Genomic DNA, 25584 nt, shown 5'->3' with positions numbered 1-25584 from the left:
AGCCTCCGCTCGCGCCCGGCAAACCAAGGGTGCACTTGAAAATATGGCCAACTCCCCGAAAAAGAAGAGCTCGAAAAAACCTGCTAAAGCAAAGGGACAGGCCAAGAAATCTTCGCACCCAAAAGCAGCCAAAGCGACCAAGTCCGCTGGCAAAAAAGCCGCTGCCACGAAGAAGCCCGTCGCAAAAAAGGCGGCAAAAACGTCCCCTCACGCCGGCAAATCGCCTCGGGCCAACGGCGCGAAAAAGAATTTTGTTTCCCCTGATGCGAGCCAGACGATCCTGGCGGCGAAAAACCACAAGCAACGGCGGCTCGACCCGTTCGTGCGCGGCCAGAAAGACAAATTACTGCAGCTTCGCGACGCGATGGTCGATTCGATGGCCGGGGTCGCGAAAGACAATTTACGCTCGCGCGCGGAAGGCAGCGAAGCCTCAGCTTTCGGGATGCATCAGGCGGACGCCGGCAGCGATGCCTACGACCGCGACTTCGCGCTCAGCCTCCTTTCCCAGGAACAGGATGCGCTCTACGAAATCGACCAGGCGTTGAAGCGGATTGAGCTCGGCACCTACGGAATCTGCGAAATGTCGGGCAAACAGATTTCCCATGCGCGGCTCGAAGCGATCCCGTTTGCGCGTTTCACCGTGGAATGCCAATCGCAGCTCGAGAAGCAGAACAAGGCGTCGCGTGTCCGGCAATCGGTCACCTCGCTTTTTGGTCTGACGGACGAAGAGAGCGCGGAAGGCGAAGAAGAAGAAACCAAGCCGGACGAGAGCAAGGAATAGTTTATGGCGCAGGAAATAATCACTCTGGAATGCACGGAAGCGAAGGCGCTCGGGCAGCCGGTCTCTCGTTACATGAGCACCCGGAACAAGAAGAGCCCGCGGACGCCGAATCGTTTGGAAAAAAAGAAATACAATCCGTTCCTGAAGCGGCATACCCTCCATCGCGAGACGAGGTAAACAGCCATGCAACCAAAGACAGCCAAACGCCGTTCCGCTTTCCGCCGCGCCAACCGGACCATGCCGCGCCGGCGGATCGACATCGCCACCGAGGCGATCGATTACAAGAATCCCGATCTCCTCAAGAAATTCGTGACCGAGAGCGGCAAAATCTTGCCGCGCCGTGTGACCGGCATGCCGGCGCACATGCATCGCAAGATCACGCGCGAGATCAAGCGCAGCCGTTCCGTGCTGCTGATGAAGTAGGTGTGCCTTCATTTCCGCTCGGCTCGCGGATAGCCCTAGAAGATGCTGGGCAGGTACTGCAGAAGCGATCCGATCCCTATACTTCCGGACGTAAACAGGATCGCCCGGAAGAAGGGTTGATTGGACAGCGGAGCGAACGCTCCACGGCTTAAATCGCGAATCTCGCTGATCGTCTCCTCGATCATCTTCACCCTGGTCTCCGCCTGCGCGCGGCCTTCAGGCGTTTGGACCTCAGTGGTGTGATAAAGCGCCTGCAGCCGGTGGTCCGACAAACGGTCAATCGCGGTGCGCCGAGCTTTCCGGGCGGCGCGGTAGAGCCGGACCGAGCAATAGATGGCCCAGGCCAGGTTGAGCGCGAGGATGATGATCAAGCTCCAGGGCCAGTCCCAATTATCGAAGTAACTGTTCCGGGCCACGATCATCAGGACGAGAATGACAAAGGGATAATTGATCAGCGGGCAAACCACTTCGGTGCGGGCGGCGATTAACCGGATATCGAGATACTCGGCCAGTTCCTCCTCGTTAAGCAGGCGACGGCGCGCGCTCAGCTTCTGCGCACTTTCGGGCCAAAAAGTGATACCCTGGTTGAAGAGCGCGATCAGGTCTCGGTTCAGACGGATGGCGTCGACGATGTAGAAGAGCAGGACCGTCGTACTGATGATGCAGATTATCAGCATCACCATGTCGACCCCGAAGCTGAACCCGCCGCGGGCAGGAATAGCCGGGAATCCGAGCGCCAGAAAAATCGCGACGCCGCCGATCAAATAAAAAACAACCAGCGGTCCGAAGCGGGCAAGGCGGCGCCGCCAGTGTCCCCTTTCCAGATATTCCTGCCACAGCTTTTCGGCGCTGATGCCGTCTCTTTCCACGGCGGTCGCGCCCTCTGGCGCATTATCCGGCAAAGGAGTCGAGCGCTTTTCGCGGCTCCCGGTTCGCCACCCGATCCTTTCCTGCACGCGCTGGCGAGCCGCGGCGATGTTCCAGTTCCCAAGAGCCACGATGCGGCGAAGCCAGGTTGTTTTGGGCACCGATGTTGTCGTTTGCGGCGCCGGCACGGCACATGGGCTCGCGGGCGTGGCACCGGGGAGGCAATGATCGCGCTTGATCTGGGCATCGCTCTCGCGCAGGGCGACGTGACTCTTCCAGGCAAAGTGCGCGCAGAGGATGGCGATGATCCCGCGAACCATTTCCGTGGGCCAAATACTGATTCCTTGAAGAATGGCGAGCGGTTCGCCGGCCAGGCGTTGCACCCGATACAGCGGCCAAATTACAACGACGCTAACAAGGAATGCCACCACGAGGGCAATTGGAGTCATGGCAAAGAGCCGGCTCACGATACTGCTCACGCGCCAGCCCGCCGTCATATCGACAGGCAGCTCAATCCATCCTGCTGTCAGACCGATCCAACCCAGGACGGCCAGGAATCCGGCGAAAGCGAGCGCGGCGAAGATGCGCCGGCCCGAATTGCCAAACCAGGTGGCGGTATCGAGTCGCGGCGGATCGAAAATCCGTGCTTTCACGCTGAGGTCCCACGGACCGTTTCGCGCGATTTCAAAAATTCGCGGCGAAAGCATCTGCTCCCGGGTTGGCCTTTTCAACGGCCCTATGATCATGAGGGTGCTGGCGAAGACTGACGTTTGGTAGCTGTCACGGAACGGCGCGATCCTGCCCTGATATGCGGACGCGAGACTTAGTCCGAAGGGCGAGACCACGATCAGGTTATGAGCGGCCGGCCATTCCTCCTTCAACCCAAGGCGCGCATCCAGATTGTTCGTGAAAAAAATGACGCCGGGTAACTCAGCGCGGAGCGCCCGCAGGATCATCAATTTGTCGTAGACGTCGCTGCCCAGAATGCCCACGGCTTTGAAGCCCTGACTGCCCTGGCGCTTCAGCTTTTGGTGCTCCGCGGCGAGCTGCGTGGCCAGACGACGCAGGTAGTCGGATTGGTCCTCGCCCTCAGTTGCTTCCCGCGGCGCGGTCCCTTGCTCCTTTTCCGCCGGGGCCTTGCTTTTTTCGCTGCCGCCCTCGGCTGGGAGACGACCATCGATTCCGCGCAAGTAGGTGAAAACATGAAACCACTCTTTTCGGTCATCGCCGCTCGAAAAATCGCTCTTCGCTTCGATCGCCTCCGTCGCCGGCTGGACGGGATGGTCGCGTTGAATTTCTGTGCGCAGGGTCAACGGCAACGATCTGCCGTAAACCGTATCCAATTCGGAGATGACCGCGACGTGTTTAAGCGCGCGCCAGTTTTTCTTCAGATCGACGTTCAAATTGTCCCGTAAATCAACCCGCCGGCGGGCGAGCTCCTCGATGATCGACCGAGCGACCTCGTCATCGGTGTTAATGGTTCGATACAAGCGCGGGCCGGACTTCAAAACAGGCTCGGCTGCGTTTTTTCCCTCCTGGCCAGGCGTCAACACCTCGGCGGCCGCGGTCGGCAACGCGGCATACAATGCAATGCCATTGAGGCCGGCATTGTTCGCAGTGCCGGGCTCGGCGTCTTCCTCGAAGAGTTTGGTCAGACTCGTCGAGGTCCCAGGTCCGATAACCGCGACACGATGCGCCGCTGTGTCCCATCTCAAGGCATTCGCGAGAACCCGCAAAGTCTGGAGCGGTTTCGCGCCGGGCAAGTCGTCGCGCACCCAAAGGATGAGAACGCGATTGGGGCCGTCCGCTTTGGAAAGTCCGGAGTTTTCGCTGGCCCTTTGGAACCATTCGTACGGAACCAGATCCGCAGAGCGTCCTTCGGGTGCGTCGTCGAGTTCCGGGAGGGCGAAGTATCCAATGCGTTCCCCATCCCGCGGCGTAAAGCCGCTCACCGCCAAACCAGAAACGACCGCCTGGCGCGTTCGCAATCGGCGCTCGTTATTCTCGGCGTAAGGACCGCCCGGGATCATCACCGGCAGGATCAACAACTGCGGCTTGTCGGTGGCCCCGCGTAACAAGGAGATATCCAAACTCACCTTCGCGAGATGCTCTTTTGACCGTTTGAGCGTCTCCGATTTTGGGGAAGCGGCGCTTTCGAAATGATCGATGGAGACCCGCAACGGGTCCTGCCAAAGGCGGGCATCGACATCCTGATCGGCCAGGGTCTGTACGGGGCGGCTTCCTTTCTGCGGACGCGAACTTACGAGGGGCGAAACGAGGAGCGAGATGCCGCCTGCTACGGCTACTAGCAATGCGGTCACGTTGGCCCAGGAGATCGAACCGCCTCCTTTGTTTTCCTGTTCCGCCATAAGCCTTACATCCGGACGCTCTCTGGCTGCTTGGCGACGGTTCGGCCGCTAATACCGCGCGTAGTCAATAGCCGACAACAATTGCGCGATGGTGAGACGGGATTCTTCCGGGCGGTCACATGATCAATGCCAAACCAAGGCTTCCTAATCAATAACTAAGGGAACCACGGCCCGGAGTTCCCCGATCGCGATCTAGGCGATCGCGATATCTCGTTCGAGAGAATCGATCAGGAGCTCAATTTCCGCCGGCGTGTTGTAAAAATGCGGGCTCACCCGCAGCCAGCTTTGTTCAGCGCGGTCGAATCGTAACGAAACGACGACGTTGTTTTTCGTTAGCGTTTCCAACAGCCGATCCGACGCGACCCGTGGATGCCGAAAGCTCAGAATGCCGCTGCGGTTTTTCTCTTCTTCGGGACTCAGGAACTCGAAACCACTCGGCGTAAGTTGATCGCGCAACGTCTGGTTCAGCCCTTGAATCCTCCGCGTGATCTCATTCGGTCCTGCCTCCAGCAGCAGTTCGACCGCCGCCCGTAACCCGGCGATCACGCTATGGGTGTACGCGCCCGGTTCGAATTTTCGGCCGCCGGTTTCAAACTTCACTTCCCGCTGGGCGATAAAATTGGGCGAGACCACATTCCAGCCGCCGATGATCGCAGGGCGCAGCAACTCCTGCCGGCTTTCCTTCATATAGAGGATCCCGGCGCCAGATGGACCAAGCATCCATTTCTGGGCTCCGGCACTGAGGAAATCGATGTTTGCCAGCGGCACTGGAAAAGCTCCCAGCGTCTGGATTCCGTCCACTGAAAACAGAACGCCTCGTCCGGCGCAAAGCGCGCCAATCGCATCCAGATCGATGCGATAACCGCTGCAATAGTTCGCGCTCGCCAGCGCCACCACGCGCGTCCGATTCGTCAGGGCGCGCTCCACGATTTCGGGAGTGATCTCTCCGATACTAGCCGCTTCCAGCAGCACCGGCCTGACACCCTGACGCTCAAGAGCGAGCCAGGGATAAACGTTGGCCGGGTAATCGTCGAGGTAGCAAACGACCTCGTCACCCGGCTTCCAATCGAGGCCGTTGGCCACTGCGTTCAGCCCGCTTGCGGTCGGCCCCGTGAAGGCAATTTCGTCTACCCCGCTTCCCAGCAACCGCGCCACCAGCGTCCGCGTTTCCGCGATCCGCTCCAGCTCGTTCTCGTACTCCCGCGGATCCACCGACGCGCGCTCGATCGATTCCTGCATTGCGTCGGCCACCCGCCGCGGCAAAGGCGCATCCGCCGCATGGGCGCAATAGATTTTGCGCGCACAGATCGGGAATTCCCGCCGGCGCAGGTTCTCGTCCGAAGCGAGCTGCTCGATCACGACGCTTTGCGGGTTCGCTCGCCTTGCTCGATCAACTTCCAAAACTCGGTCGTTTTCCCGAGCTGATCGTCTTCCGCCATCGGCAGCTTACTGCGGAAAAGAAAATCGCGGAACGTGTTCTTGTGGAGGACCCGATGCACGGTGATTCCTTCCGCGCGCTTCTCGAAATAAATCCGGTAATCCTTCGCGCGATAGCGATGAAGCTTTTTTCCTTCCCGCTCGATCACCCCGAACCGGCTGGCGTCCAGATTATCAAGGTCCTCGGGCAGGATTTGGAATTCGGCCAGCAACTCCAACTGGAGCGTCTTCGGCAGGGCCGACATTTCCGCGGCGCTTAGTTCGTTGAAGATGATCTGGAACATCGCTGCTGCTCACAAATACACGCACCGCCGAGACCTGCCAACGCCATCATATGAAGACGCGGCGGACGCGGGTGCCGACGCGCGTCACAATTTCCCACGAGATCGTCCCAGCGCGGTCTCCGAGTTCGGTCGCAGAAACCTCCTCATCTCCCTGGCGGCCCAGCAGGACTGCTTCGTCTCCAACCTGGGCGTCCTTGAGGTGGGAGACATCGATCATCATCAAATCCATTGTCACGCGTCCGAGAAGGGGACACCGCTGGCCCCGGACCAGGATGGCTGCCTCGCGATTGGAAAGATGCCTCGGATAACCGTCGGCATAACCGGCCGAAAGCGTGGCCACCCGCATCGGGCGCGGCGTGATGAAAGTGCGGCCGTAACTGATCCCGTGGCCAGCCGGCATTTCCCGAATCAAAGCGATGCGCGCCTTCCAGGTCATCACCGGCTTGAGGATCTTTTGGAATTCGGGCAACGGCGAAATTCCGTAGAGCATGACCCCGGCGCGAACGATCTCCGGCGGCGGATCATTGAACGCCAGCGTTCCAGCACTTTGCAGGACATGCGCTTTGTAGTCGCCGGGGACTTCGGCGCGAAATTGCGCGAAGACGTTGCGAAATCGCTCTAGCTGGACACGCGTGTACTCGGCGTCTTCATTCGAGACCGGCATGTGGGTGGAGATGCTGTGGACGCGCACATTGGGCAACGCCGCGACTTTGCGGAAGACCGCGAGGCTTTCGTTTTCGGGCACGCCCATCCGCCCCATTCCGGTGTCGACTTTGAAATTGATTGAAACCGGACCGAGCCGAGCGAACGCCTCGGCTTCTTCGAGCGCCGAAATCGTAGGAATGAACTTCCGCTCGACGATGATTGGTCGTTCCTCCGCTAATGCTGGACTGAGGGTGATCACCGGATGCGACAGGCCGGCGGCGCGGAGCGCGAGCGCTTCCTCGAGATTCGCTACGCCGAAGAGCTGCGCGTCGCTCGCCAGCGCTTCGGCCACACCCACGAGGCCGTGCCCGTAAGCATTCGCCTTCACCACCGCGAGCATCTCCGCCGCGCCAATCCGCTCGCGGACAACGCCTGCGTTATGGCGCAGTGCGCTCCGATCGATCTCGGCCCAGCAGCGATAGGTTTCACTCATCTTTGTCTCGGTATCGTAATGTGCGGCTCGCGAAGGTAAATTGGTTCGAGCGGCGGCTGAACAAACTCGCGATTCCTCTCCGCGGCAAGCCGCGCCAGGATTTCGGCGGACGGGTATCGGACCGGCACGCCGTCGAATTGCCGTAATTCTTCCATGGCGAAAACGGGTACCTGATCGTTCAAAGCGGCAAGAGCGCTGCGGAGTGCCGCTTCGCTTTGCAGAGCGGGCGGAACCGATACGATTCGATCGCGCACCTGCGCCAGGAAGAACGATTGCCGGCGCGCGTCCCCGACGACGGCGTAGGCCGGCGCGTCGCATTCGACAGCGCAAAGCGACGACAGTCCGACCAGCTCTGCCTTGGTGGCCAACTGCAAACCGATGGCTGTGGAAATCGCTATCCGGGTTCCCGCGTAGGAACCGGGTCCGAGGCCCACCACAATCCGGGCCGGCGGGCCAAATTGCTTCTGCGCGTCCGCCAGGTTCTGGAAAAACTCGCCGGAGTTCTTGCGGTTATTCGGCCATTGCCGCGCCCATTCGAGATCGCCGTCGCGCCACGCCACGCTGCCGCGCGCGCTGGAGAGTTCAAGTGCCAGGATCTTCACGAATGGTAATCCAGCGATTGGTCTCAGATTTCGGCTCCAAGGAAATCCAGCGCGCCCCAGGCGGAATAAGCTCCGGGAACTTGTCCGCCCACTCGACGACCGAGATGCCGTCGCCGAAGAAATATTCATCCAGGCCGAGCCGCTCCGCGGATTGGCGATCATCGATCCGGAAAAAATCGAAGTGATAAATTGGGACTCGCCCGCCGGTGTATTCGTGGATGAGCGTGAAGGTCGGGCTCGTCACGGGAAGGGGGGCGCCGATCTCTGCCACCAGGCCCTTGACGAACTGGGTCTTCCCCGCGCCGAGCGGTCCAACCAGGGCGACGACCGTCCCCGCCGGCAAGTTAGAGGCGAATCGGCGACCGGCCGTTTCCGTTTCGGCAGGACTATCGGAAATGCAGGTAGCCACTTGGGAATTTTCGATTTTCGATTTTCGATTGTCGATTGAGCCGGCCGATGCGTGTGAGAGGAATGTTTGGGAAATTCCTGGACCAGCGGGAGGACAATAAGCGGGAATCTTTGGGAGCAAGGGTGAAGAGCAATTCGTAGTCTTCTCCATCGGAAATGGCCTGGCGAATAGTGCAGCCGGGATTCAGGGGCAATGTCTTTTGGTCGATCTCGAATCCGACTTTACTGGCCCGGGCCAGACGCGGCAGATCGGCGCCGAGCCCGTCGCTCAAGTCCATCATGGCGTGAACCCGGAAGTTTTGCGTCAGCCAGCGCGATTCGGCGATCCGCGGGACGAATCGGAGGTGACGCCCACCCAATGACCCTCCCAGACGACCGGTAACAAAGATTTCGTCGTTCACTTTTCCGCCGGCCCGGCTGACCCATCTCCCTTTTTCAACAAATCCGGTGACCGCGACCGAAATAACCGCGGGCCCTTTCGTTCGGCTGGTCTCTCCGCCGATGACGGCCACGCCGAAAGCGCGAGCTGCTTTCCGAATCCCTTGATACAGCTTTTTGACCCAGGTCAGAGACGTCCTCGACGGAACGATCAGGGTAACAAGCGCAAATTGGGGCACGCCCGACATTGCCGCGAAATCACTCAACGGTCGCGCCATCGCTTTCCATCCTACCTGCTCCGGCCGCGTGTCCTTCGCAAAATGAATCCCCTCGACCAGGCAATCGGTCTTCAGAAGGTGGAGCTTGGAGGCGGTTCCTGATTTGACGACCGCGCAGTCGTCACCGGCGCCCAGAATTACTTCGCGATTACGCGGGAGCAACGGCAGGAGTTGGTCGAGCAGGCCGTCCTCCCCGACCTCTCGCAGCTTCATGATGGAAAGCGCTCGGGGAACGCAAGCGCCGTCAAAGTGACTGCATTGAACATCGCATGCATCGTCATCGGAACGAGGATGGACCCGCTCCATTCGTAGGCGACCGCGAGACAGCTTCCGAGGACCAGGAGTGGCGCAAACGAGGGCAAATGCCCGTGGACTGCAGCAAACAGGAGCGAAGTCACAACCAGAGCGATCACCCGCCCGAAATAACGCTTCGCGACGCCGTAGAGAAAAAATCGAAAAATGAATTCTTCTGCCAACGGCGCCAGGGAGATCGCGAGGATAATGATGAGGATCCGCTGCTCGATCGTGCTTGATTCACTGAACATCTCCACAATCGCCTGTCGTTGCGGTGGGCCGCGGAGGAGACGCTGGGTGAAGAAATCCGCAAGGATGACAAGCGGATAGGCGGCGAGCATAAGAATCGCGCCGGTCACCACGGTCCGAAAAAAACCGATCCTGGAAAATCCGCCTAACGAACCGAGATCAAGCCGGCGCAGACGAAGAAACCCTGCCAGCGCCAGCAAGAGGCCAACCGTGAAACTGCCGCTGGCAATGAGGTCGCGGCTTCGCATTCGCGAAACGTCATGGGCGGGGGCTGCGGCCAGCGTGACCAGGAAAAAGCTGATGATCACGAGGCCAACAATCGCTTCCGGGACGCCGAACGTCCGAAACGGAGGTGGCTCGGAATTTGGAACGCGGGCGCCGATTTGCCAAAGCAGTGAAGCGTAAATGTAGACGCCGACGACAATAAAAAACGCGCTGAATACAATGTTGAGCGCCGGAAACAAGCCGTCGACGGTCATGCGGCGACCCGCGCTCTACGGAGCGTAGAAGCTCGGCAAAAAATAAGCATGCCCGGTTTCCAGCTGCGGCATTAATTGCTTTGGCAGCGTCAGCTCGAGTTTCGAACCGTTTGTACTCCCGAAGGCCCGCAGGAAACGGCTGAAGCTGTAGGGCGGCCCATATTTAACGACCGTCGCATTAGGCGACTTGCCGAGCTCTTTCGCTTTGGCAAAGGCGTCTTCAATTTGGCCCACGCCATCGATCAACTTGTTCTCGAGCGCGTCCTTACCGGAAAGAATGCGTCCGTCCGCTATCGTGTTGCGCAGCTGGTCGGCCGGGAAATGGCGTTCCTGCGCCACGACGCCGAGAAATTTGTCGTAGGTTTTCATGACGAAATTTTGGACAAACTCCCGCTCTTCCGGAGTCATCTGGCGGCCGCCATTGAGGATGTCCTTGAACTTCCCGCTTTTGAAGGTGACCGAAGCCAGCCCAATTTTGTTAAAGAGTTGCTCGTAGTTAAGCGTTTGAATGATCACGCCGATACTGCCGGTGATGGTGGTCTCGTTCGCCATCAGGTATTTTCCACCGCACGCGACGTAGTACCCACCCGAGGCCGCCACGGAGTCCATGTAAACGACCACCGGCTTTCGCGCCCGCGCTTTAACCACCCAGTTGTAGATAATGTCGGAGGCCGTCACTTCTCCTCCCGGCGAATCGATTTCGAGCACGATCGCGCGCACATTCGAATCATCGCGCGCCTGTTGAAGAGCCAGGCGCATGTCTTCCACCATGGTGTCGCCCACATTCCCCGAAAGCGACGAACTGATCAGCCCGCGCATCGCGATAACCGCGATCTTATCGTTGCTGCCGCGAGGGCCGCGTTGGACGATGATTTCGCGAAACGATGGCGTCGGCTCTTCTTCGCGGGTATTGCCGCCGAAGCGGCGCAGAGAGGTAGCCGCCAAGACCAGGTTCAGGAATAAGCTCGCGCAAAGGGCCACGAAGAGAAAAATGCTCAAACAGCCGAGTTTTCGATTGGCCTCCATGAGAGGGGGCAAGCTGGTGGAGAACTGAAGTACACACAAGGGGAATTCAAGGGGGAGAATGGAGTATTGGGGTGCTGGAGTAATGGGAAGCAATTGCTGCCTCTCATCTGGCACCACTCCAATACTCCACCACTCCATCCGCCTCTTCCGCCTGCTGGCTCAGAAGCTGCTTTTCTAGTAGTTATGAATAATGGTGGTCACCTCCCGATTAGCGAGACCGCACGCCGCGTCGGCAAAACGAAAGCGCGCCGGGGGCGTCCGAGGAAGGCCGCCAACCGGGAAAATAATGTGAGAGAGTTGCCCGCCGTCGGGACGCTCACCCGCACCAAGAGTCTGCTCCTCGCGGCCCTCCGTGTTTGGGAGCTGAAACACCGGATAACCGATTAGTGGTGCGCTTGGGAATCGTTGCAATCTGAACCCTTAAAGAGTTACGGATTGCCCGGCGCATGACCGTTCTTCAAAGTGACCGCGAACCTGCTGAAATAATCATATGATCATCGACGAAAAAGACTCTTCGCATCCGTTGCTGGCCGAGCTCAAGAAGCGCCTGCTGAAGGGAGCAATCCTCGGAATGGCGGTGTTGGGCATGTCATCCCAGGCTGCCACGATCGAGACCATGTCCTCTCTGACCATTTCACTTCCCGTCTCGCCCCAGGTCCGGCTTCCGGACGGGACGTTATATGGAACTGCCTACGGCACTTTCAACGGCGGTTCCAGCCATGGAGCCGTCTGGAAAGTAGCTACGGACGGCACCGTTGGCGTTGTTTACGATTTTCACGCCCTTACCCAGGAGGAGGCTAATCCGACGGTGCTTATCGGAGGCGCCGACGGAAACCTCTACGGCGCGACCGCACCCAAGGCAGTCGGCGATCTGAATGGAATGATTTACAAGCTCACGCCTGCAGGCGTCTTCACTCCCTTGTACCTGTTTCAGGATGGAAAAGGCACGCACGCCACCAGCCTCATCCAGGCAGCGGACGGCAACTTTTATGGGACTGCGGCGGGCGATTCGAGCGGCGGCTTTTTCAATCACCCACCAACCATGCATAACCCCGGGATATTCTTCAGGCTGACCCCGGCCGGCGTGTTCACCACCCTTTACACCTTTACCGGCGGAGCGGACGGAAGTTTCCCCAATGCCGTGGTCCAGGGAGCGGACGGCAATTTCTATGGCAGCGCCCAATATGGCCCCGAATCCCCGGCAAATATTTTCAACGGCTACGGCAGCGTTTTCAAGATCACGCCTTCCGGGACATTAACGACGCTTTATTCGTTTACGGGCGGCGCCAATAACGGCAACCCCTGGGGCGTTATCCAGGGCCAGGACGGCAACCTTTACGGAATGACAAGCGCTGGAACCCCAAACTCGGTTTTCAAGATCACTCCGGCCGGTCAGCGAAGCACGATGTACGTTCTCGATGGCACGAATGGCACCGACACCGTCGGACTTGTCGCCAGCACCGACGGCAGCGTTTATGGAACGACAAAGGACGGCGGAATTCCCCAGGCTGGAAACATCTTTAGAATCACTCCCACCGGGCAGGTGAACGTTTACGCTTTCGACGGGGACGCCACCGGCACCCATCCCAGCCGTCCTTTTGAGGGCGCGGAGCATAGTCTCTACGGGGCGACGGAATCCGGCGGCCGCTATTTTCATGGCACTGTCTTTCGCTTGAACCAAGCCCCTCCCCGGGACGTGCTCAACATCTCGACCCGCCTTCAAGTTCTCACGGACGACAACGTGTTGATCGGCGGATTTATCATCAATGGCACCGACCCAAAGAAAGTCATCATTCGCGGAATCGGGCCATCGCTCAGCGGGGTCGGAGCCACTCTTCAGGATCCGGTTCTGGAACTGCATCAGGGGAATCTGACCGTCGCGACCAACGATAACTGGAAACAAAATCAGGCGGCGGTGGAAGCGACAGGGCTTCAGCCGTCGAACGATTCGGAATCCGCGATCGTTACTACCCTCGCGCCCGGGGCATACACCGCCATTCTTTCGGGCAGAAACAACGGCACTGGCGTCGGCGTGGTGGAAGTCTACGACCTCGATCAAGCCGTTAATTCCAAACTCGCCAATATCAGCACGCGCGGATTTGTCGACACGGGCAACAACGTCATGATCGGTGGATTGATTGTGAGTGGCGGCGGCGGCGGCGGAAGCGCGAGAGTCATTGTGCGCGCCATCGGTCCCACGTTGAGCACGGTCGGTATCGCGAATGCCTTGCAGGATCCGAACCTGGAACTGCACGACGCCTTCGGTGCCACGATTGCCTCCAACGACAACTGGAAGATTCGCTTGACCGGTGGCAGCCAGCAGGGAGAAATCGAGGCGACCGGCATCCCGCCCGTGAACGATTTCGAATCGGCCCTCGTCCAAACCCTGGCGCCCGGCAGCTACACCGTGATTGTGCGGGGATCGAACAACACGACCGGCGTCGCCGTCGTCGAAGCTTACACGCTTCAATAGGCGCAAACCGCCTCCGCGCTCTTACATCCCGATTGGCCGCGGGCCAATAAGACTGGATTTCTGCGCTGGCGCGGGGGAATAATTCTCTTCCTGCGCTCATAGCTCAGCCGGATAGAGCATCGGATTTCTAATCCGACGGTCGGAGGTTCGAGTCCTCCTGGGCGCGTGTCCCCATTCCCGGGTGAATAGTGATCGGTGACTCGTGAATGGTCAGCACAACCAATCACTGATCACCATTCACCATTCACTTCTTCGCGAAGCGCCGCTCGTGATCGAGCAGCCATTTCTTCCGCCAGAGGCCGCCGCCGTAACCGCAAAGCGTGCCGTCCGCACGGATGACGCGGTGGCAGGGAATGATGAGGCAAAGCATGTTGTCGCCGTTGGCCCGGCCGACGGCGCGGCGCATCTCGGCGTCGCCCAGTTTGGTCGCCATCCAGGAATAGGAACGCGTTTCGCCGATCGGAATTGTCTGGAGCAGTTTCCAGGTGCGCATCTGAAAGGGCGAACCGACTGGGGCCAGCGGAACGTCGAACTCGAGGTTCTTTCCGGAAAAATAATCCGACAGCTGGGCGCGCACCGCGGCGAGGTGCGGATGTTCGCCCGGAACGATATTCGTCTGAAGCCGATTCCGCAGGATCGTCATCTCACGTTCCATCGCGCGTCGATCGACGAACTCGAGCAGCCGCAATCCCTCGTCGTCCGCGATCGCGAGCATGGCTCCAAGTGGCGTCTCGATTCGCTGGGCGAACAAGCCGCCCTGCTTCTTTGCCGCGGACGTGGGGACATCGCCAAATATGCGGGCGAACGCATCTCGAAATCCGCTGGCCGAGCCGAAGCCGGTTTCGCTTTGAACTTCGTCCACGCGGCCGCCTTTTCGAACTTCGCGCAGTGCCAGCCCCATCCGCCGGGCCCGGTGATACGCCTGGAATGTCATTCCGTAATGGCGTTTGAATTGTCGGCGTGCTGTGGAGGGATCGATCGAAAGCGCGGCCAGTTCCTTGTCAGTCAGGCGACCACCGGGCGAGCGTTCAACTTCGGCCCGCAATCGCTCGATCAATTCCGGCGCTCGCTTTTCCGGGTCCATCGGATGGCAACGCAGACAAGGCCGGTAACCGCCGTGCAACGCCTCGCTCGGCGTCGAGAAGAAATCGACATTCTCGCGGGCCGGCTTTTTCGCCGAACAGGTGGGACGGCAAAAAATGCCGGTAGTGCGAACCCCGACAAAGAAAATCCCTTCGAAGCTTGAGTCACGATTGACGAGCGCGCGATACATCGTGTCGGCGGGCGGAAGCAGTTCGGGCATCTTCATTGGAGTCGGTTGCTCGATTATCAGTGACGGCCGTTCGATGGCAAAGCTCGATGTTTTCATGACGAACGGTAAGCCCTCGAGTAGCCGCCGCGCATCGACGGAATTCAGGCAGTCAATTCCAGGGAAGCTTCAAGGAGCGGCGGTTTGAAACCGCCGAAGTATTCAGGGGGCGGTTTCAAACCGCCCTTCCTTGAAGTCGCCCGGCTCATTCACGCTGCGATAGAGATCCGTGCGCCCGTCCGGCAAGCGGCAAAGCCTCACCTTCCCCGTCTCCACCAGCGTTCTCACGGTCAACTGCAGCGAAAAATCTGATCCCGCGAGGGCGGCTTGCAAATCTTCCGCAGCCTCCGCGGGATAAACCGCGGCCAGTGGTTCGGCGCGATCTCCGATAGCGGGGACGACACCGCGACCTTCGGTGGCCAGCTCCAGCAAGCCGCCCAACTCGCCTGGGGTCATAAACGGCATATCGACGGCGAGCACGACCAAGTGTGTCGTCTCAATCGTAGCGAGCGCTTTGGCCAATCCGCTCAGCGGACCCCGCGATGGCGGATCGTCCAATAACAACTCGACGTCGTGAGGAAGCCAGCTCGGCGCGGTTCGCGCGGAGACCATTATTTTTTCCGGACCCAAGGCGCGCAAGAGCTGCGTTTGTCGTTCCCAGAACGGTCGGCCTTCGAATTCCATCGTCGCCTTATCCCGCCCCATCCGCCGCGATTCGCCTCCGGCCAGCAGAAGCGCGGAAAAGGTCATTCTCTTCCTCCCGTCATTTTCGTGCGATGATCTTGCATGAAGGGAATCGGCGCCGGAAGCATCATCCGCCGAAAAAAAGATGGCGGCCACGAATGCGTGACCGATGAAGTCGCAATCGAAGAGCCCTTGGAAATTCGAATCCAGGGCCGCGCCGTCGCCACCACCATGCGGACGCCCGGGAATGACGAAGAACTGGCCGCCGGCTTTCTCTTCTCCGAAGCCATCATCCGAACCCGGGCAGACCTGAAGAAAGTCTCGGCCGTGAGTGACAATATCATCGACGTCGAGCTGGCCCCGGATGTGAAATTCTCGCCGGCCCCGGCCGAGCGCTTCGGCACGATCACCAGCAGTTGCGGCCTTTGCGGCAAAGCCGGCATCGAGTTTATCCGGCAACGATTTCCGCTTATCGATTTCGCCACCGACCCAACGCGAATCACGGAGACGCTTTTACTGGAGCTGCCCGACCGCCTCCGGAGCGGACAGGGAAATTTCGCGCGGACCGGCGGGATTCACGCGGCGGGGATCTTTGATACCAGCGGAGAACTGATCGTGGTGCGCGAGGACATTGGGCGCCATAACGCCGTCGACAAGGCGATCGGTCGCGCTTTTCTCGACGGTCTTCTTCCATTGAACCGGCATGTTCTTGGCGTGAGCGGGCGATCTTCGTTCGAGATCGTCCAGAAAGCGCTGGCTGCGGGCGTCCCGATCGTGGCTGCCGTTTCTGCGCCGTCGTCGCTCGCGATCAATTTCGCCCGCGAATGCGGCCAGACGCTGATCGGATTCTTGCGTCCGCCGACGTTCAACGTCTATTCCCACATCGAGCGCGTGGCGTTGTAGCGACGGCGCTCTGTCGCCGTAAAGACGCTATGATTTCACTCGGCGCGTGTTTACGCCGACTGAGCGGCGTCGCTACAGCGTGCAATCGAAATGATGACGAACTTGCTCACCGGCGTGTTCGATCGCTCTGCCACGCTATTGATCGAAACGAGCGCGTTACCCTCCGGAAAATAGGTGGCCGTACAGCCGCGCGGAATATTGTAAGGGACGACCTGAAATCCCCGCGCCGTCCGCTTTTCGCCCTCGTGATGACTTGTCAGGTCGACGAGTTGACCGCGTTGCAAGCCAGCGGCCGCAACGTCCTCCCCGTTCATGAAAACGACGCGCCGCCCGTTGAACACGCCCCGATAACGATCATCGAGCCCATACAGATGCGTGTTGAACTGATCGTGGGAACGAATCGTCATCATGATGTAGCGACCCGGCTCCAGCTCATTCCGCGGAACCGGGTGCACCATAAACTTCGCTTTGCCGATATCCGTATTGAATTTCCGCTCGTCCCGCGCCGCGTTCGGCAAATAGAAAATGTCCTTCGCGATCCGCTCGTTGAAGCGCTCAAAGCCGGGGATCACGTGTTCAATGTGATCGCGAATCCGGCTGTAGTCCGCGACCAGGTCTTCCCAATCCACCCGCGTGCGATCTCCTAACGTGGCCCGTGCCAGTCCGGCAACGATCGCCGGTTCACTTCGCAAATGTTCGCTCGCCGGCTCTAGGACGCCACGCGAGGGATTGATGATTCCCATCGAATCTTCGACGGTGACGAACTGTTCGCCGCTCGCCTGCCGGTCGATCTCGCTCCGCCCGAGGCAGGGAAGAATCAGCGCGATTTCGCCGGTGATCAGGTGCGACCGGTTGAGCTTGATCGAAACATGCGCCGTTAGCCGGCAGCGTTGGAGCGCTTTCGCGGTGAATTCCGTGTCAGGCGTGGCGGCCAGAAAATTGCCCCCCATTCCGATGAAGGCGCGGATCCGTCCGTCGTGCATCTGCTTGATCGTCTCGACGGTGTCGGTGCCGTGCGCTCGTGGCGGCGCGAAGCCAAATTCAGCGCCGAGTTTATCGAGAAACTTGTCGTTCATCCGCTCCCAAATCCCCACGGTGCGATCGCCCTGGACATTGGAATGTCCGCGCACCGGACAAGGGCCACAGCCCTGGCGTCCGATGTTCCCGCGCAGCAGCAAAAAGTTGACGATCTCCTGGATGGTCGCGACCGCGTTCCGGTGCTGGGTCAATCCCATTGCCCAGCAACAAATAATGCGTTTCGATTGCATCGCGATCTCCGCCGCGGCCCGGATTTGATCGCGCGTCAGTCCGCTGCTCACGAGGATATCGTCCCAATTCGTTGCCCGCAGATCGGCGACAAAAGCATCGAACCCGGCCGTGTAATCGCGGATGAACACGAGATCGAAGACTGAGCCGGGCTGCTTCTCTTCTTCCGCCAGCATTTCCTTCATCATCCCCTTGAGCACCGCGACGTCGCCGTTGATCCGCAACGGCAACCAGAGATCGCTCAGCTTCGCGCCCTTGCCGAAGAAGACGCCGGCAGCTCTCAGCGGGCTTTTCAAATCCTGCGGGTTCTTGAATCGCAAATTGCCGACTTCCGGCAGCGGATTGATCGAGACGATCTTCGCGCCATTCTCTTTTGCCCGTTTCAGGCTGGAGAGCATGCGCGGATGATTGGTTCCCGGATTCTGCCCGATGATGAAAATCGCGTCGGCCTGCTCGAAGTCCTCCAGCTTCACGCATCCCTTGCCGATGCCGAGAGTCTCGTTCATCGCCGCGCCGCTGGATTCGTGACACATGTTCGAGCAATCAGGCAGATTGTTCGTGCCGAATTGCCGGACGAACAGCTGATACAAAAACGCCGCTTCGTTGCTGGTCCGTCCGCTGGTGTAAAACGCAGCGGCGTCCGGCGTCGGCAGCGCGTTCAGCTCGGTGGCGATGAGTTCGAAGGCATCATCCCAGGAAATCGGCTCGTAATGCGTGGCGCCGGCACGTTTCACCATTGGCTCGGTCAGGCGCCCCTGCTGCCCGAGCCAGAGATCGGTCTGGGCCCGGAGATCGTCGAGTGAATGCTGGCGAAAGAACTCGCGCGTGAGCCGCTTCGTCGTTGCTTCGTCGGCAATCGCTTTCGCGCCGTTCTCGCAAAACTCCGCGACCTGACGATGATCGTCCGGGCTCGGCCAGGCGCAGCTCTGGCAATCGAACCCGTCTTTCTTGTTAACGTTCAGGAGGGTTTTGAATCCGCGGGCGACACCCATTTCGCGCAAAGAGAAACGGGCGGTTTCATACATCGCCGGCAAGCCGGCAGCGGTTTGGGACGGTTCGCCGATTTCCGCGCGGCGATCTGACGGAGGTTGCGCGCCGGGCGTCGGATTCTGTTGGTCCCGATCCGGGGCGGGAACTGGCGGGCTCGGAGGTGCGCCGTCGCCAGGCGTGTCTGGTTTCTGTGCGGTCGTCTTGTCTTCGCCCACGCTGGATTATCTCATCAGCGTCGCATCAGAGAAAGCTTCAAGGAGCGGCGGTTTAAAACCGCCGTTTTCGCGGGTCGGCGGTTTCAAACCGCCGCTCCTTGAAGTCGAAAGACGTTCGACGCTTACCAGCGATGGAATGCCGGATGACCTTCCTTGACCGCGACAAATGTCCCTCGACAGGTCGCGCACACTTTCCCTCCGCCAGTCAGGGTTCCTTCGACAGTCGCTTTGCTCCCTTCCGATTCGACAATCTTCGCGGAAAGAAAAACCGGTCCGTCAGTCGGCGTCGGCCGCAAGAGCTTGATCGCGTAATCCGCGGTAACCGTGCAGGGCGGCCGATCTTCGCCGCTCGCTTTCATCAAATGCCAGGCCGCGGTCCAGTTGCAGTGGCAATCGAGCAATGCCCCGATAATGCCGCCGTTCAACACGCCCGGAAACGCCTCGTATTTCGTCTCCGGTTTCCATTCCGCGACCACTTCATCCCCGCGCACAAAACTGCGAATGTGGAGCCCATCCGGATTCGCCGGCCCGCAACCGAAGCAGGCGTTCTCCGGCGCGTAAAACTCCTGGAGCGATTGCGCTTCGCCGCTTCCCACGATTACTTCGCTCCGTTTCCCGCCGACCCCGGATACGGACGCAATTCCGGACCGGTGTAGAGCGATCGCGGCCGAATCAACCGATTGTGATCGTGCTGTTCGATAACGTGGGCGCACCAACCCGCCACCCGCGAGACGGCGAAGATCGGCGTGTTCAACTCCGGCGGGAATTTCAGCATCGTGAAGACGGGCGCGGCGTAGAGATCGACGTTGGCGCACAGTTGCTTCTCGCGCTCCATCGTGGCCTCGAGATTTTCGCAGATTGGCACCCAATGTTCCTTGCCCAGGCGCTTGCCGAGATCGCGCGCAATTTCCCTCATGATCGGCACGCGCGAATCACCCTTCTTATAAACCCGATGGCCGAAGCCCATGATCTTGGCTTTCTTCGCAAGCTGTTCCTTCAGCCAGCCCTCGGCGCGATCAGCCGTCCCGATGTCGTCGAGCATCTTCATCGACTCTTCATTGGCCCCGCCGTGTAACGGCCCCTTCAACGTTCCGCACGCCGAGGTCACCGCCGCGTACATATCCGCGAGTGTGGATGCGGTCACCCGCGCCGCGAAGGTGGAGGCGTTGAACTCATGGTCCGCGTAAAGAATATAAATCGTGTCCAGCATCCGGATCTGCCAATCCTGCGGCACACCTCCCGTTAGCTTGTAAAAGAAATTCCCGGCGTGCGTGAGATCCGGTTTGTCTTCAATCGGCTGCTGTCCCTGCGAAATCCGCCATCCATCGGTCACGAGCGTGGAGACCCGCGCGAGCAGGCGCATCGCCTTGCGGACATTGGCCGCATGCGAATGGTCGTTCAGGTCGGGATCGAAGGGCGCCAGCATGGAAACGCCGGTGCGCAGCATATCCATCGGATGCGTGTTCTTGGGCATGAGCCGGAGCATTTGCAAAACCGGCTCGGGCAATTCTCGCTCCGCGGCGAGCGCTTTCGAAAACGTCGCCAGCTGCTCCGCCGATGGCAACTGGCCGTTCAGGAGCAAATAGGCGACTTCCTCGAAATTCGCCTTTTGCGCCATCTCGTGGATGTCGTAGCCCCGGTACATGAGGCCGGCGTTCGGATCGACCCAGCAGATTTCGGTTTCCCCCGCCACGACGCCGGCGAGGCCTGGGCTGTAAGGAGGTTTCGTCTCAGTGCTCATAGGTGTTTCGTTTTACTTTCCCGGGTCGTAATCCAGCAGATCGTAGAGGTCCTGGCGCGTTTGCATACGCTCGACCCAGCCTTGCTGAGTCCCGGTCGTTTTTAGATCGCGCAACATTTCCTTTACGGCAAACATCGAAACGCGAAAAGCGGTCTGCGGATAAATCACCATCCGATACCCCATCTCCGCGAGCTGACCTAACGAAAGGAGCGGGCTCTTGCCGAATTCCGTCATATTAGCGAGGAGCGGGGCTTTCACTTCTTTGGCGAAATCGCGGAACTCCTGTTCGTTTTGGAGCGCCTCGGGGAAAATCGCGTCGGCGCCCGCCGCCAGGTAACTCTGGGCGCGCTCGACCGCTTTCGCAAAACTCTCGACTGCCCGCGCGTCGGTTCGGGCGATGAGGAGAAAATCCTTATCGCGTTTCGCTGCTGCCGCCGCCGCGATCTTCGCGTTCATATCTTCAATCGCGACGAGGGATTTGCCAGCCAGATGGCCGCACCGCTTTGGAAATTCCTGGTCTTCGATATGGCACCCCGCGAGTCCCGCCCGCTCAAATTCCTCGATGGTCCGGGCCGCGTTCTCCGCTCCGCCAAATCCCGTGTCCGCATCGACGATTGCTGGAATTTTGACGGCGCGCGCTACGTAGCCCGCCAGTTGAGCCACTTCCGTCAGGGTCAGTAACCCAACGTCCGGCACACCGGCCGTCGCGTTGCATAAGCCAGCGCCGCTGATGTAGACGGCCTCAAATCCAGCCCGCTCCACCATCCGTCCCAGCGACGCGTTGAAGACCCCCGGCATCGCGACGCAGCCGTTCGCGATCAGTTGGCGGAGATGTGCCGCGGCGCTCATGTTTTGGGCATCTCGAGCGACTTCATCAACGCGCTCACATCGCTCGCCTCATCAAAGCTCCAGCAATGTTTGAGCACGCGATCCGCGGCGTCCTTGCCGATCTTCGGCGCGGCGAGGTTCGTAAACTTCCCTTCCAGCTCCGCATCCTTGAGCCGGTTCTTTGCGTTGCCCAGTGGATAATCGACCCTCTTGGTGAGGGTCCGTCCATCCGCGAGGTTCACGTGAACAATGTTGGCAACCGCCTCGGCATAAAGCGCGCTCAGCTCGTCGTTCCGTTCCACTTTCACTCCCTGCAGGAAAGACACGATCTTCGTCTCGGTGAAACGTTCGGGCGCGAATTGCTTGTCCGTCACCTCCCCATCGATCAACGCCACCGCGGTAATGTAGGGCAGACTGTGGTCCGCGGTTTCGCGGCTTTGCGGGCGCCATTTCTCCGGCTCGCTCCCGATGATGTCCACCGAGGCGTCATGGCTCTCAATCACCATGGTTTTCACCTGCGACAAATCTTCGATCTGATTCCGCAGGAAAAGCGCCGCTTCGATCGCACTCTGGCTGTGATATTCCGCCGGCCAATATTTGATGCTCGTCTTCAAAATCATCGACGCCGGTCCTTCGCCCGGCATCGCTTCCTTCGTCTTGTCGAAATTCTCTTTCACGTTGCCCAGCGAAACGCCGAGCTCCTTCTCGAATCCCATCGCTCCTTCGAAAATCGGGGCCGGACCGGTCATCCCGGCGCGAGCCAGCAGCGCCGCATAAACGCCGAGCCTCGATGCATTCGCGAACGCCACGCCTTTCCAATGCGACAACTCCCCTACCCGCGCCTGGCGGAACGCCGCGCAATGCACACCCGCGATATTGATCGCGTGCCGGGTCCGCTCCGGATCCAGCTTCATCAATTTCGCGCAGGCCAGCGCGGTCGAGAAGGACCCGTAGGTCGGATGGTCCCAGCCCCGCGCCCGAATGCTGGCGGCGTCGCACAAGCGGCATTGCACTTCGTAGGCAATTGCCGTCGCGGTGATGATTTCCTTGCCCGTTGCTCCAACACTTTCGGCCACTGCGAGAACGGCGGCGAAATTGTCGCTCGGGTGCGCCGGCTCCTTTGAAAGATAGGTATCGTTGTAATCGAAATACCGAATCTGGCAGCCGTTCGCGAACGCCGCCCAATCCGGTGGCGCCTTTTGCGACGTTCCGAACACCGTCGCTCCATTCTTTGCCGAGAAATCCGAAACGACGGTCCGCGCGATCGTGCAAGGCTCTTCGTGCCACGCCCCCAGCGCACAGCCGAGGGAATCGATCAGGCGTCGCTTTACCTCGTGGACCACGTTCTGGGAAAGGTCCTCATAATTCAGGGAACAGGCGAAAGCGGCGAGTTGATGCGCAAGAGTCGGGTTGGTCATAGAAAAGCGAAGCTGCAATGTGGCTATGAAATGCGGCACGGCAAGGGCAGCGCCAATGTGGGAGGGGCCTTGGTGCCGCGACCCGTCTGTTCTGTTTTCTGATTGAAGGCAGTCGGGACGCAAAGGCCCCTCCCACATTATTACTCCGTGCGGAGCGCAGCCATCGGGCTGATCCGCGTGGAACGGCGCGCGGGCAACCAGGTGGCCAGCAGGGCTGCGCCGGCGAGAACCATCGGCGCGAGGGTAAACGCCAATGGATCGAGCGCGCCAACGTCATAAAGCATTCCGCTGATGAGCTTGCCCGTCCCCGCCGCCAGCAGCAGACCGAGCAACACTCCGCTTACCAGCATCACCGCGCCCTCGCGCATGAACATTCCGAGAACCGCGCTGCGTTGCGCACCGAGCGCCATCCGAATGCCGATTTCCCGGGTTCGCCGCGCGACCGAGTAAGCTTTGACGCCATATACACCGACGGTCGCAAGGGCCAGAGCCACGCCGCCGAAAATGCTGAACAGGCCGGCGCCGGTGCGCACGATCCAGAGCTCGATACTTCCGTCCAGATGTTGGGCGAATGTTTTCAAACCGAGGATCGGCAGGGCCGGATCAACTTCCCGCACGGTCCGACGAATCAGGTCCGTAGTGGCCGAAGCATCTCGGCCGGCGTTCGGATCGAACTTCAGATGGAAGAAAACGTTGCTATGGAAGCCGCCGGCGAAAGGCAGGTAAAGCGCGCCGGCCGGCTCCTTTTCGAACAGGCCATTGCGCGCGTACGGCACGATCCCAACGATCTCGAGTTGCGTTTTGGATTCGTCAGTCGCTTTCACATCGGGCAAGTCCCGGCCCGCAAATTGGATCCGCTGGCCGAGGGCGTCGCCATCCGGCCACAGTTTTTTGGCCAGGACTTCATCGATAATGGCGACCGTCGGCGAGGTCTGATGCATCGCCTCCGCCGCTATGAAGAAGCGGCCGCGCAGCAGGGGCAGGCCGACCGCCTTGAAATAATCTACGCCGACACTGTTTGAGTTCGCATTGAACGCGAGACCGTCGGCGACGGTCGCCGGCTTCGCGTCCGGGGCGGGGTTGGCTCCGGCGCGCTGCACCTGTTTATCCAATTCAACCATGCCAAACGGCACCGTGGTTGAGATACTGGCGTACGTGACCCCCGGCAGGGCCGAGAGACGTTCCTCCAGGTTGCGATACACATTCAGCGAACGGGTCTCGTCGTAGGTCGCAAGACTCGCGTCTGTTTCGAGAAGAAAATTCGACGCGGTCTTCAGGCCGGTATCGACGGAACCCGCTTTGGCCGCGCCGCGAATGAAGAGTGCTGCCGCCGTAAGGAGCGCGAGTGAAAACGCGATCTGGATCACGACCAGCGGATTGCGCGGTAAGAATTTCCAGCGCCGGACCGTGACGTCTTCGCCAGCCTGCTCTTTCAAATCGCCGATCACCGCGGACTTCGACAATTTCAGCGCCGGGCCAAGCGCAAAGGCGAGCGTTCCCACCAGGCAAAATGCAAACGTCGCCGCGAGGATCGACGCGCTGAGACCAGTCGACCAGACCATATCGATCGGCAAAGCCTTGCCCAACGAGGCCACCAGCAAATCGGACGACCAAAGCCCCAGCATCATCCCGAGGATTCCGCCCGTCAGCGCCAGGACGAGACCTTCGATGAGCAACTGGCGCACGATGCGACCGCGACTGGCGCCGAGCGCGAGCCGGATCGCGATTTCCTTTCGTCGCGCGGTCCCGCGAGCGAGCAGCATGTTGGCGAGATTCAGGCAAGCGACCAGCAGCACCACGCCGGACATTCCAAAGAGCAGCGGCGCCAGGCGTTTGATGTTGTTGTTCCCGGTGGGGCTCATGCTCATACTGAAACGCGACAACGTTTCCATCATGAACGTCTGGTCCTTTTGTTCGACCGGGTAGGCCTGCTCGAGATTCGACGCCAGCGCCTTCAGCGCCGGAGTCGCCGCGGTCGCGGTCATCCCGGGCTTCAACCGGCCGACGATCATGAACTGCCGGCCGGCGCGATTCTCCAGCTTGTCCTTGTTCCCTGTCTCGAAATCATTCGCGACCTGGCTGTAAACCCCGAGGGGCAGAAAGATTTCGGGCGCGAAAATCTGGGTCGTGCCGGTGAATCCCTGCGGGAGAATTCCGATCACCGTGAACGGCCGGCTGTCGATCGTGATGGTCGAGCCGAGCAGGCCGGGATAGAGCCCTTCCTTCTTCCAGTAGTTGTAACTCACGATCGCGACCTGCGCATTGCGGTCGGGCGTTTCCTCTTCCGCCGTGAACGCGCGTCCCTGGGCCGGCATCACTCCCATGACCGAGAAATAATTCGAGCTCACCACGTCGGTGAACGCGCGCCGCGTGCTCCCCTTCTCGCCCACGCCGACCATGGCCAGGTTGTGCGCCATCACCCCGGAGAAAACCGTGGTCTGCTCGCGGATATCCAGGTAGGTCGGATACGAAAATCCGCGAAAGATCTTCGGGTTCTTTTTGTCCTGCGAAAAGACCTGCACCACTTCGGCCGGATTCGGGTAGTGGGGCGGCTGGAACAACATCGCGTTGACCAGGCTGAAGATGCCCGTGTTCGCTCCGATCCCGAGCGCGAGCACAATAACTGCCGCCGCCGTGAACGCCCGTGCCTTAATGAGCTGTCGAAACGCAAATCTGAAGTCCTGAACCATATCGAATAGGATGCGGCGAGAGAGCGATTCGGATTCAAAGCCGAACCCAATTTT

The 25584-nt window shown here is 59.9% G+C and carries 22 protein-coding genes and 1 tRNA gene; 6 read left to right on the top strand and 17 right to left on the bottom strand.

All coding sequences use genetic code 11. The features are described 5' to 3' along the window. The first annotated feature begins 43 nt into the window (after positions 1-43). From VJU77_02330 to rpsR, 3 genes are read left to right on the top strand one after another with little or no spacing between them, the layout of a single operon-like run. A complete protein-coding gene (locus VJU77_02330; GenBank protein ID HKP02173.1) occupies positions 44-781 on the top strand; it encodes a TraR/DksA C4-type zinc finger protein in 738 nt (245 codons plus the stop codon). 3 nt (positions 782-784) lie between these two features. After that, a complete protein-coding gene (gene rpmG / locus VJU77_02325) occupies positions 785-958 on the top strand; it encodes a 50S ribosomal protein L33 (protein HKP02172.1) in 174 nt (57 codons plus the stop codon). 6 nt (positions 959-964) lie between these two features. After that, on the top strand, positions 965-1204 hold the full coding sequence (gene rpsR, locus VJU77_02320) for a 30S ribosomal protein S18 (protein ID HKP02171.1): 240 nt from the start codon (positions 965-967) through the stop codon (positions 1202-1204). A gap of 35 nt (positions 1205-1239) precedes the next feature. On the opposite strand, the gene VJU77_02315 is transcribed toward rpsR, so the two are convergent. The 9 genes from VJU77_02315 to sppA form a co-directional block, all read right to left on the bottom strand. After that, positions 1240-4440, bottom strand: coding sequence for a hypothetical protein (locus tag VJU77_02315; GenBank protein ID HKP02170.1), 3201 nt, complete (start codon positions 4438-4440; stop codon positions 1240-1242). Positions 4441-4632: 192 nt separating this feature from the next. Next, positions 4633-5799: an aminotransferase class V-fold PLP-dependent enzyme gene (locus VJU77_02310; GenBank protein ID HKP02169.1), complete on the bottom strand. Its 1167-nt coding sequence runs from the start codon at positions 5797-5799 to the stop codon at positions 4633-4635. After that, positions 5796-6161 carry a hypothetical protein gene (locus VJU77_02305; GenBank protein ID HKP02168.1) on the bottom strand — a complete coding sequence of 122 codons (366 nt, stop codon included), beginning with the start codon at positions 6159-6161 and terminating at the stop codon, positions 5796-5798. The genes VJU77_02310 and VJU77_02305 overlap by 4 nt, the downstream gene beginning before the upstream one ends. A 46-nt stretch (positions 6162-6207) precedes the next feature. Beyond that, a complete protein-coding gene (gene alr, locus VJU77_02300; protein ID HKP02167.1) occupies positions 6208-7299 on the bottom strand; it encodes an alanine racemase in 1092 nt (363 codons plus the stop codon). Continuing rightward, positions 7296-7901 carry a tRNA (adenosine(37)-N6)-threonylcarbamoyltransferase complex dimerization subunit type 1 TsaB gene (gene tsaB, locus VJU77_02295; protein HKP02166.1) on the bottom strand — a complete coding sequence of 202 codons (606 nt, stop codon included), beginning with the start codon at positions 7899-7901 and terminating at the stop codon, positions 7296-7298. Before tsaB ends, alr begins: the two co-directional genes overlap by 4 nt. After that, the gene (gene tsaE / locus VJU77_02290) at positions 7882-8310 is read right to left on the bottom strand and encodes a tRNA (adenosine(37)-N6)-threonylcarbamoyltransferase complex ATPase subunit type 1 TsaE (GenBank protein HKP02165.1); all 429 of its coding nucleotides are present in this window, start codon (positions 8308-8310) and stop codon (positions 7882-7884) included. The genes tsaB and tsaE overlap by 20 nt, the downstream gene beginning before the upstream one ends. Next, entirely contained in the window at positions 8288-9178 is an 891-nt protein-coding gene (locus tag VJU77_02285; GenBank protein HKP02164.1) for a thiamine-phosphate kinase, read from the bottom strand. Before VJU77_02285 ends, tsaE begins: the two co-directional genes overlap by 23 nt. Then, complete coding sequence (locus VJU77_02280) at positions 9175-9987, bottom strand: CPBP family intramembrane glutamic endopeptidase (protein HKP02163.1); 813 nt, start codon at positions 9985-9987, stop codon at positions 9175-9177. Before VJU77_02280 ends, VJU77_02285 begins: the two co-directional genes overlap by 4 nt. 15 nt (positions 9988-10002) lie before the next feature. Further along, complete coding sequence (sppA, locus tag VJU77_02275; protein HKP02162.1) at positions 10003-11013, bottom strand: signal peptide peptidase SppA; 1011 nt, start codon at positions 11011-11013, stop codon at positions 10003-10005. Positions 11014-11503: 490 nt separating this feature from the next. Here sppA and VJU77_02270 point away from each other — a divergent pair, with 490 nt between their 5' ends. Together VJU77_02270 and VJU77_02265 are read left to right on the top strand one after the other, a co-directional pair. Continuing rightward, positions 11504-13486 (top strand): choice-of-anchor tandem repeat GloVer-containing protein, encoded by a 1983-nt coding sequence (locus tag VJU77_02270; GenBank protein HKP02161.1) that lies wholly within the window; start codon positions 11504-11506, stop codon positions 13484-13486. Between the two features lie 92 nt (positions 13487-13578). Beyond that, positions 13579-13652: transfer RNA gene (locus tag VJU77_02265), tRNA-Arg, on the top strand. A 78-nt stretch (positions 13653-13730) separates the two neighbouring features. On the opposite strand, the gene VJU77_02260 is transcribed toward VJU77_02265, so the two are convergent. Then, positions 13731-14855: a trifunctional transcriptional activator/DNA repair protein Ada/methylated-DNA--[protein]-cysteine S-methyltransferase gene (locus VJU77_02260; protein ID HKP02160.1), complete on the bottom strand. Its 1125-nt coding sequence runs from the start codon at positions 14853-14855 to the stop codon at positions 13731-13733. Positions 14856-14957: 102 nt separating this feature from the next. Then, entirely contained in the window at positions 14958-15545 is a 588-nt protein-coding gene (locus VJU77_02255) for a molybdenum cofactor guanylyltransferase (GenBank protein HKP02159.1), read from the bottom strand. 36 nt (positions 15546-15581) lie between these two features. Here VJU77_02255 and fdhD point away from each other — a divergent pair, with 36 nt between their 5' ends. After that, positions 15582-16382 carry a formate dehydrogenase accessory sulfurtransferase FdhD gene (fdhD, locus tag VJU77_02250; GenBank protein ID HKP02158.1) on the top strand — a complete coding sequence of 267 codons (801 nt, stop codon included), beginning with the start codon at positions 15582-15584 and terminating at the stop codon, positions 16380-16382. Between the two features lie 50 nt (positions 16383-16432). Here fdhD and VJU77_02245 read toward each other — a convergent pair whose 3' ends face one another. The 6 genes from VJU77_02245 to VJU77_02220 all read right to left on the bottom strand — a co-directional run bounded on the left by VJU77_02245 (position 16433) and on the right by VJU77_02220 (position 25530). Continuing rightward, positions 16433-18853, bottom strand: a complete 2421-nt coding sequence (locus VJU77_02245) for an FdhF/YdeP family oxidoreductase (protein ID HKP02157.1) — start codon at positions 18851-18853, stop codon at positions 16433-16435. 122 nt (positions 18854-18975) lie between these two features. Continuing rightward, a complete protein-coding gene (locus VJU77_02240) occupies positions 18976-19449 on the bottom strand; it encodes a PaaI family thioesterase (protein ID HKP02156.1) in 474 nt (157 codons plus the stop codon). Positions 19450-19451: 2 nt separating this feature from the next. Further along, on the bottom strand, positions 19452-20594 hold the full coding sequence (locus VJU77_02235; GenBank protein ID HKP02155.1) for a citrate/2-methylcitrate synthase: 1143 nt from the start codon (positions 20592-20594) through the stop codon (positions 19452-19454). Positions 20595-20606: 12 nt separating this feature from the next. After that, a complete protein-coding gene (prpB, locus tag VJU77_02230; GenBank protein ID HKP02154.1) occupies positions 20607-21443 on the bottom strand; it encodes a methylisocitrate lyase in 837 nt (278 codons plus the stop codon). Beyond that, positions 21440-22840, bottom strand: a complete 1401-nt coding sequence (locus tag VJU77_02225; protein ID HKP02153.1) for an MmgE/PrpD family protein — start codon at positions 22838-22840, stop codon at positions 21440-21442. The genes prpB and VJU77_02225 overlap by 4 nt, the downstream gene beginning before the upstream one ends. 140 nt (positions 22841-22980) lie before the next feature. Next, positions 22981-25530, bottom strand: coding sequence for an ABC transporter permease (locus tag VJU77_02220; protein ID HKP02152.1), 2550 nt, complete (start codon positions 25528-25530; stop codon positions 22981-22983). Positions 25531-25584 lie beyond the last annotated feature (54 nt).

It is taken from the genome of Chthoniobacterales bacterium (genome assembly GCA_035274845.1).
Taxonomy (GTDB): domain Bacteria; phylum Verrucomicrobiota; class Verrucomicrobiia; order Chthoniobacterales; family UBA10450; genus AV80.
The sequence above is the reverse complement of the archived record's forward strand: the minus strand, read 5'-3'. Positions and strand labels throughout refer to the sequence as shown.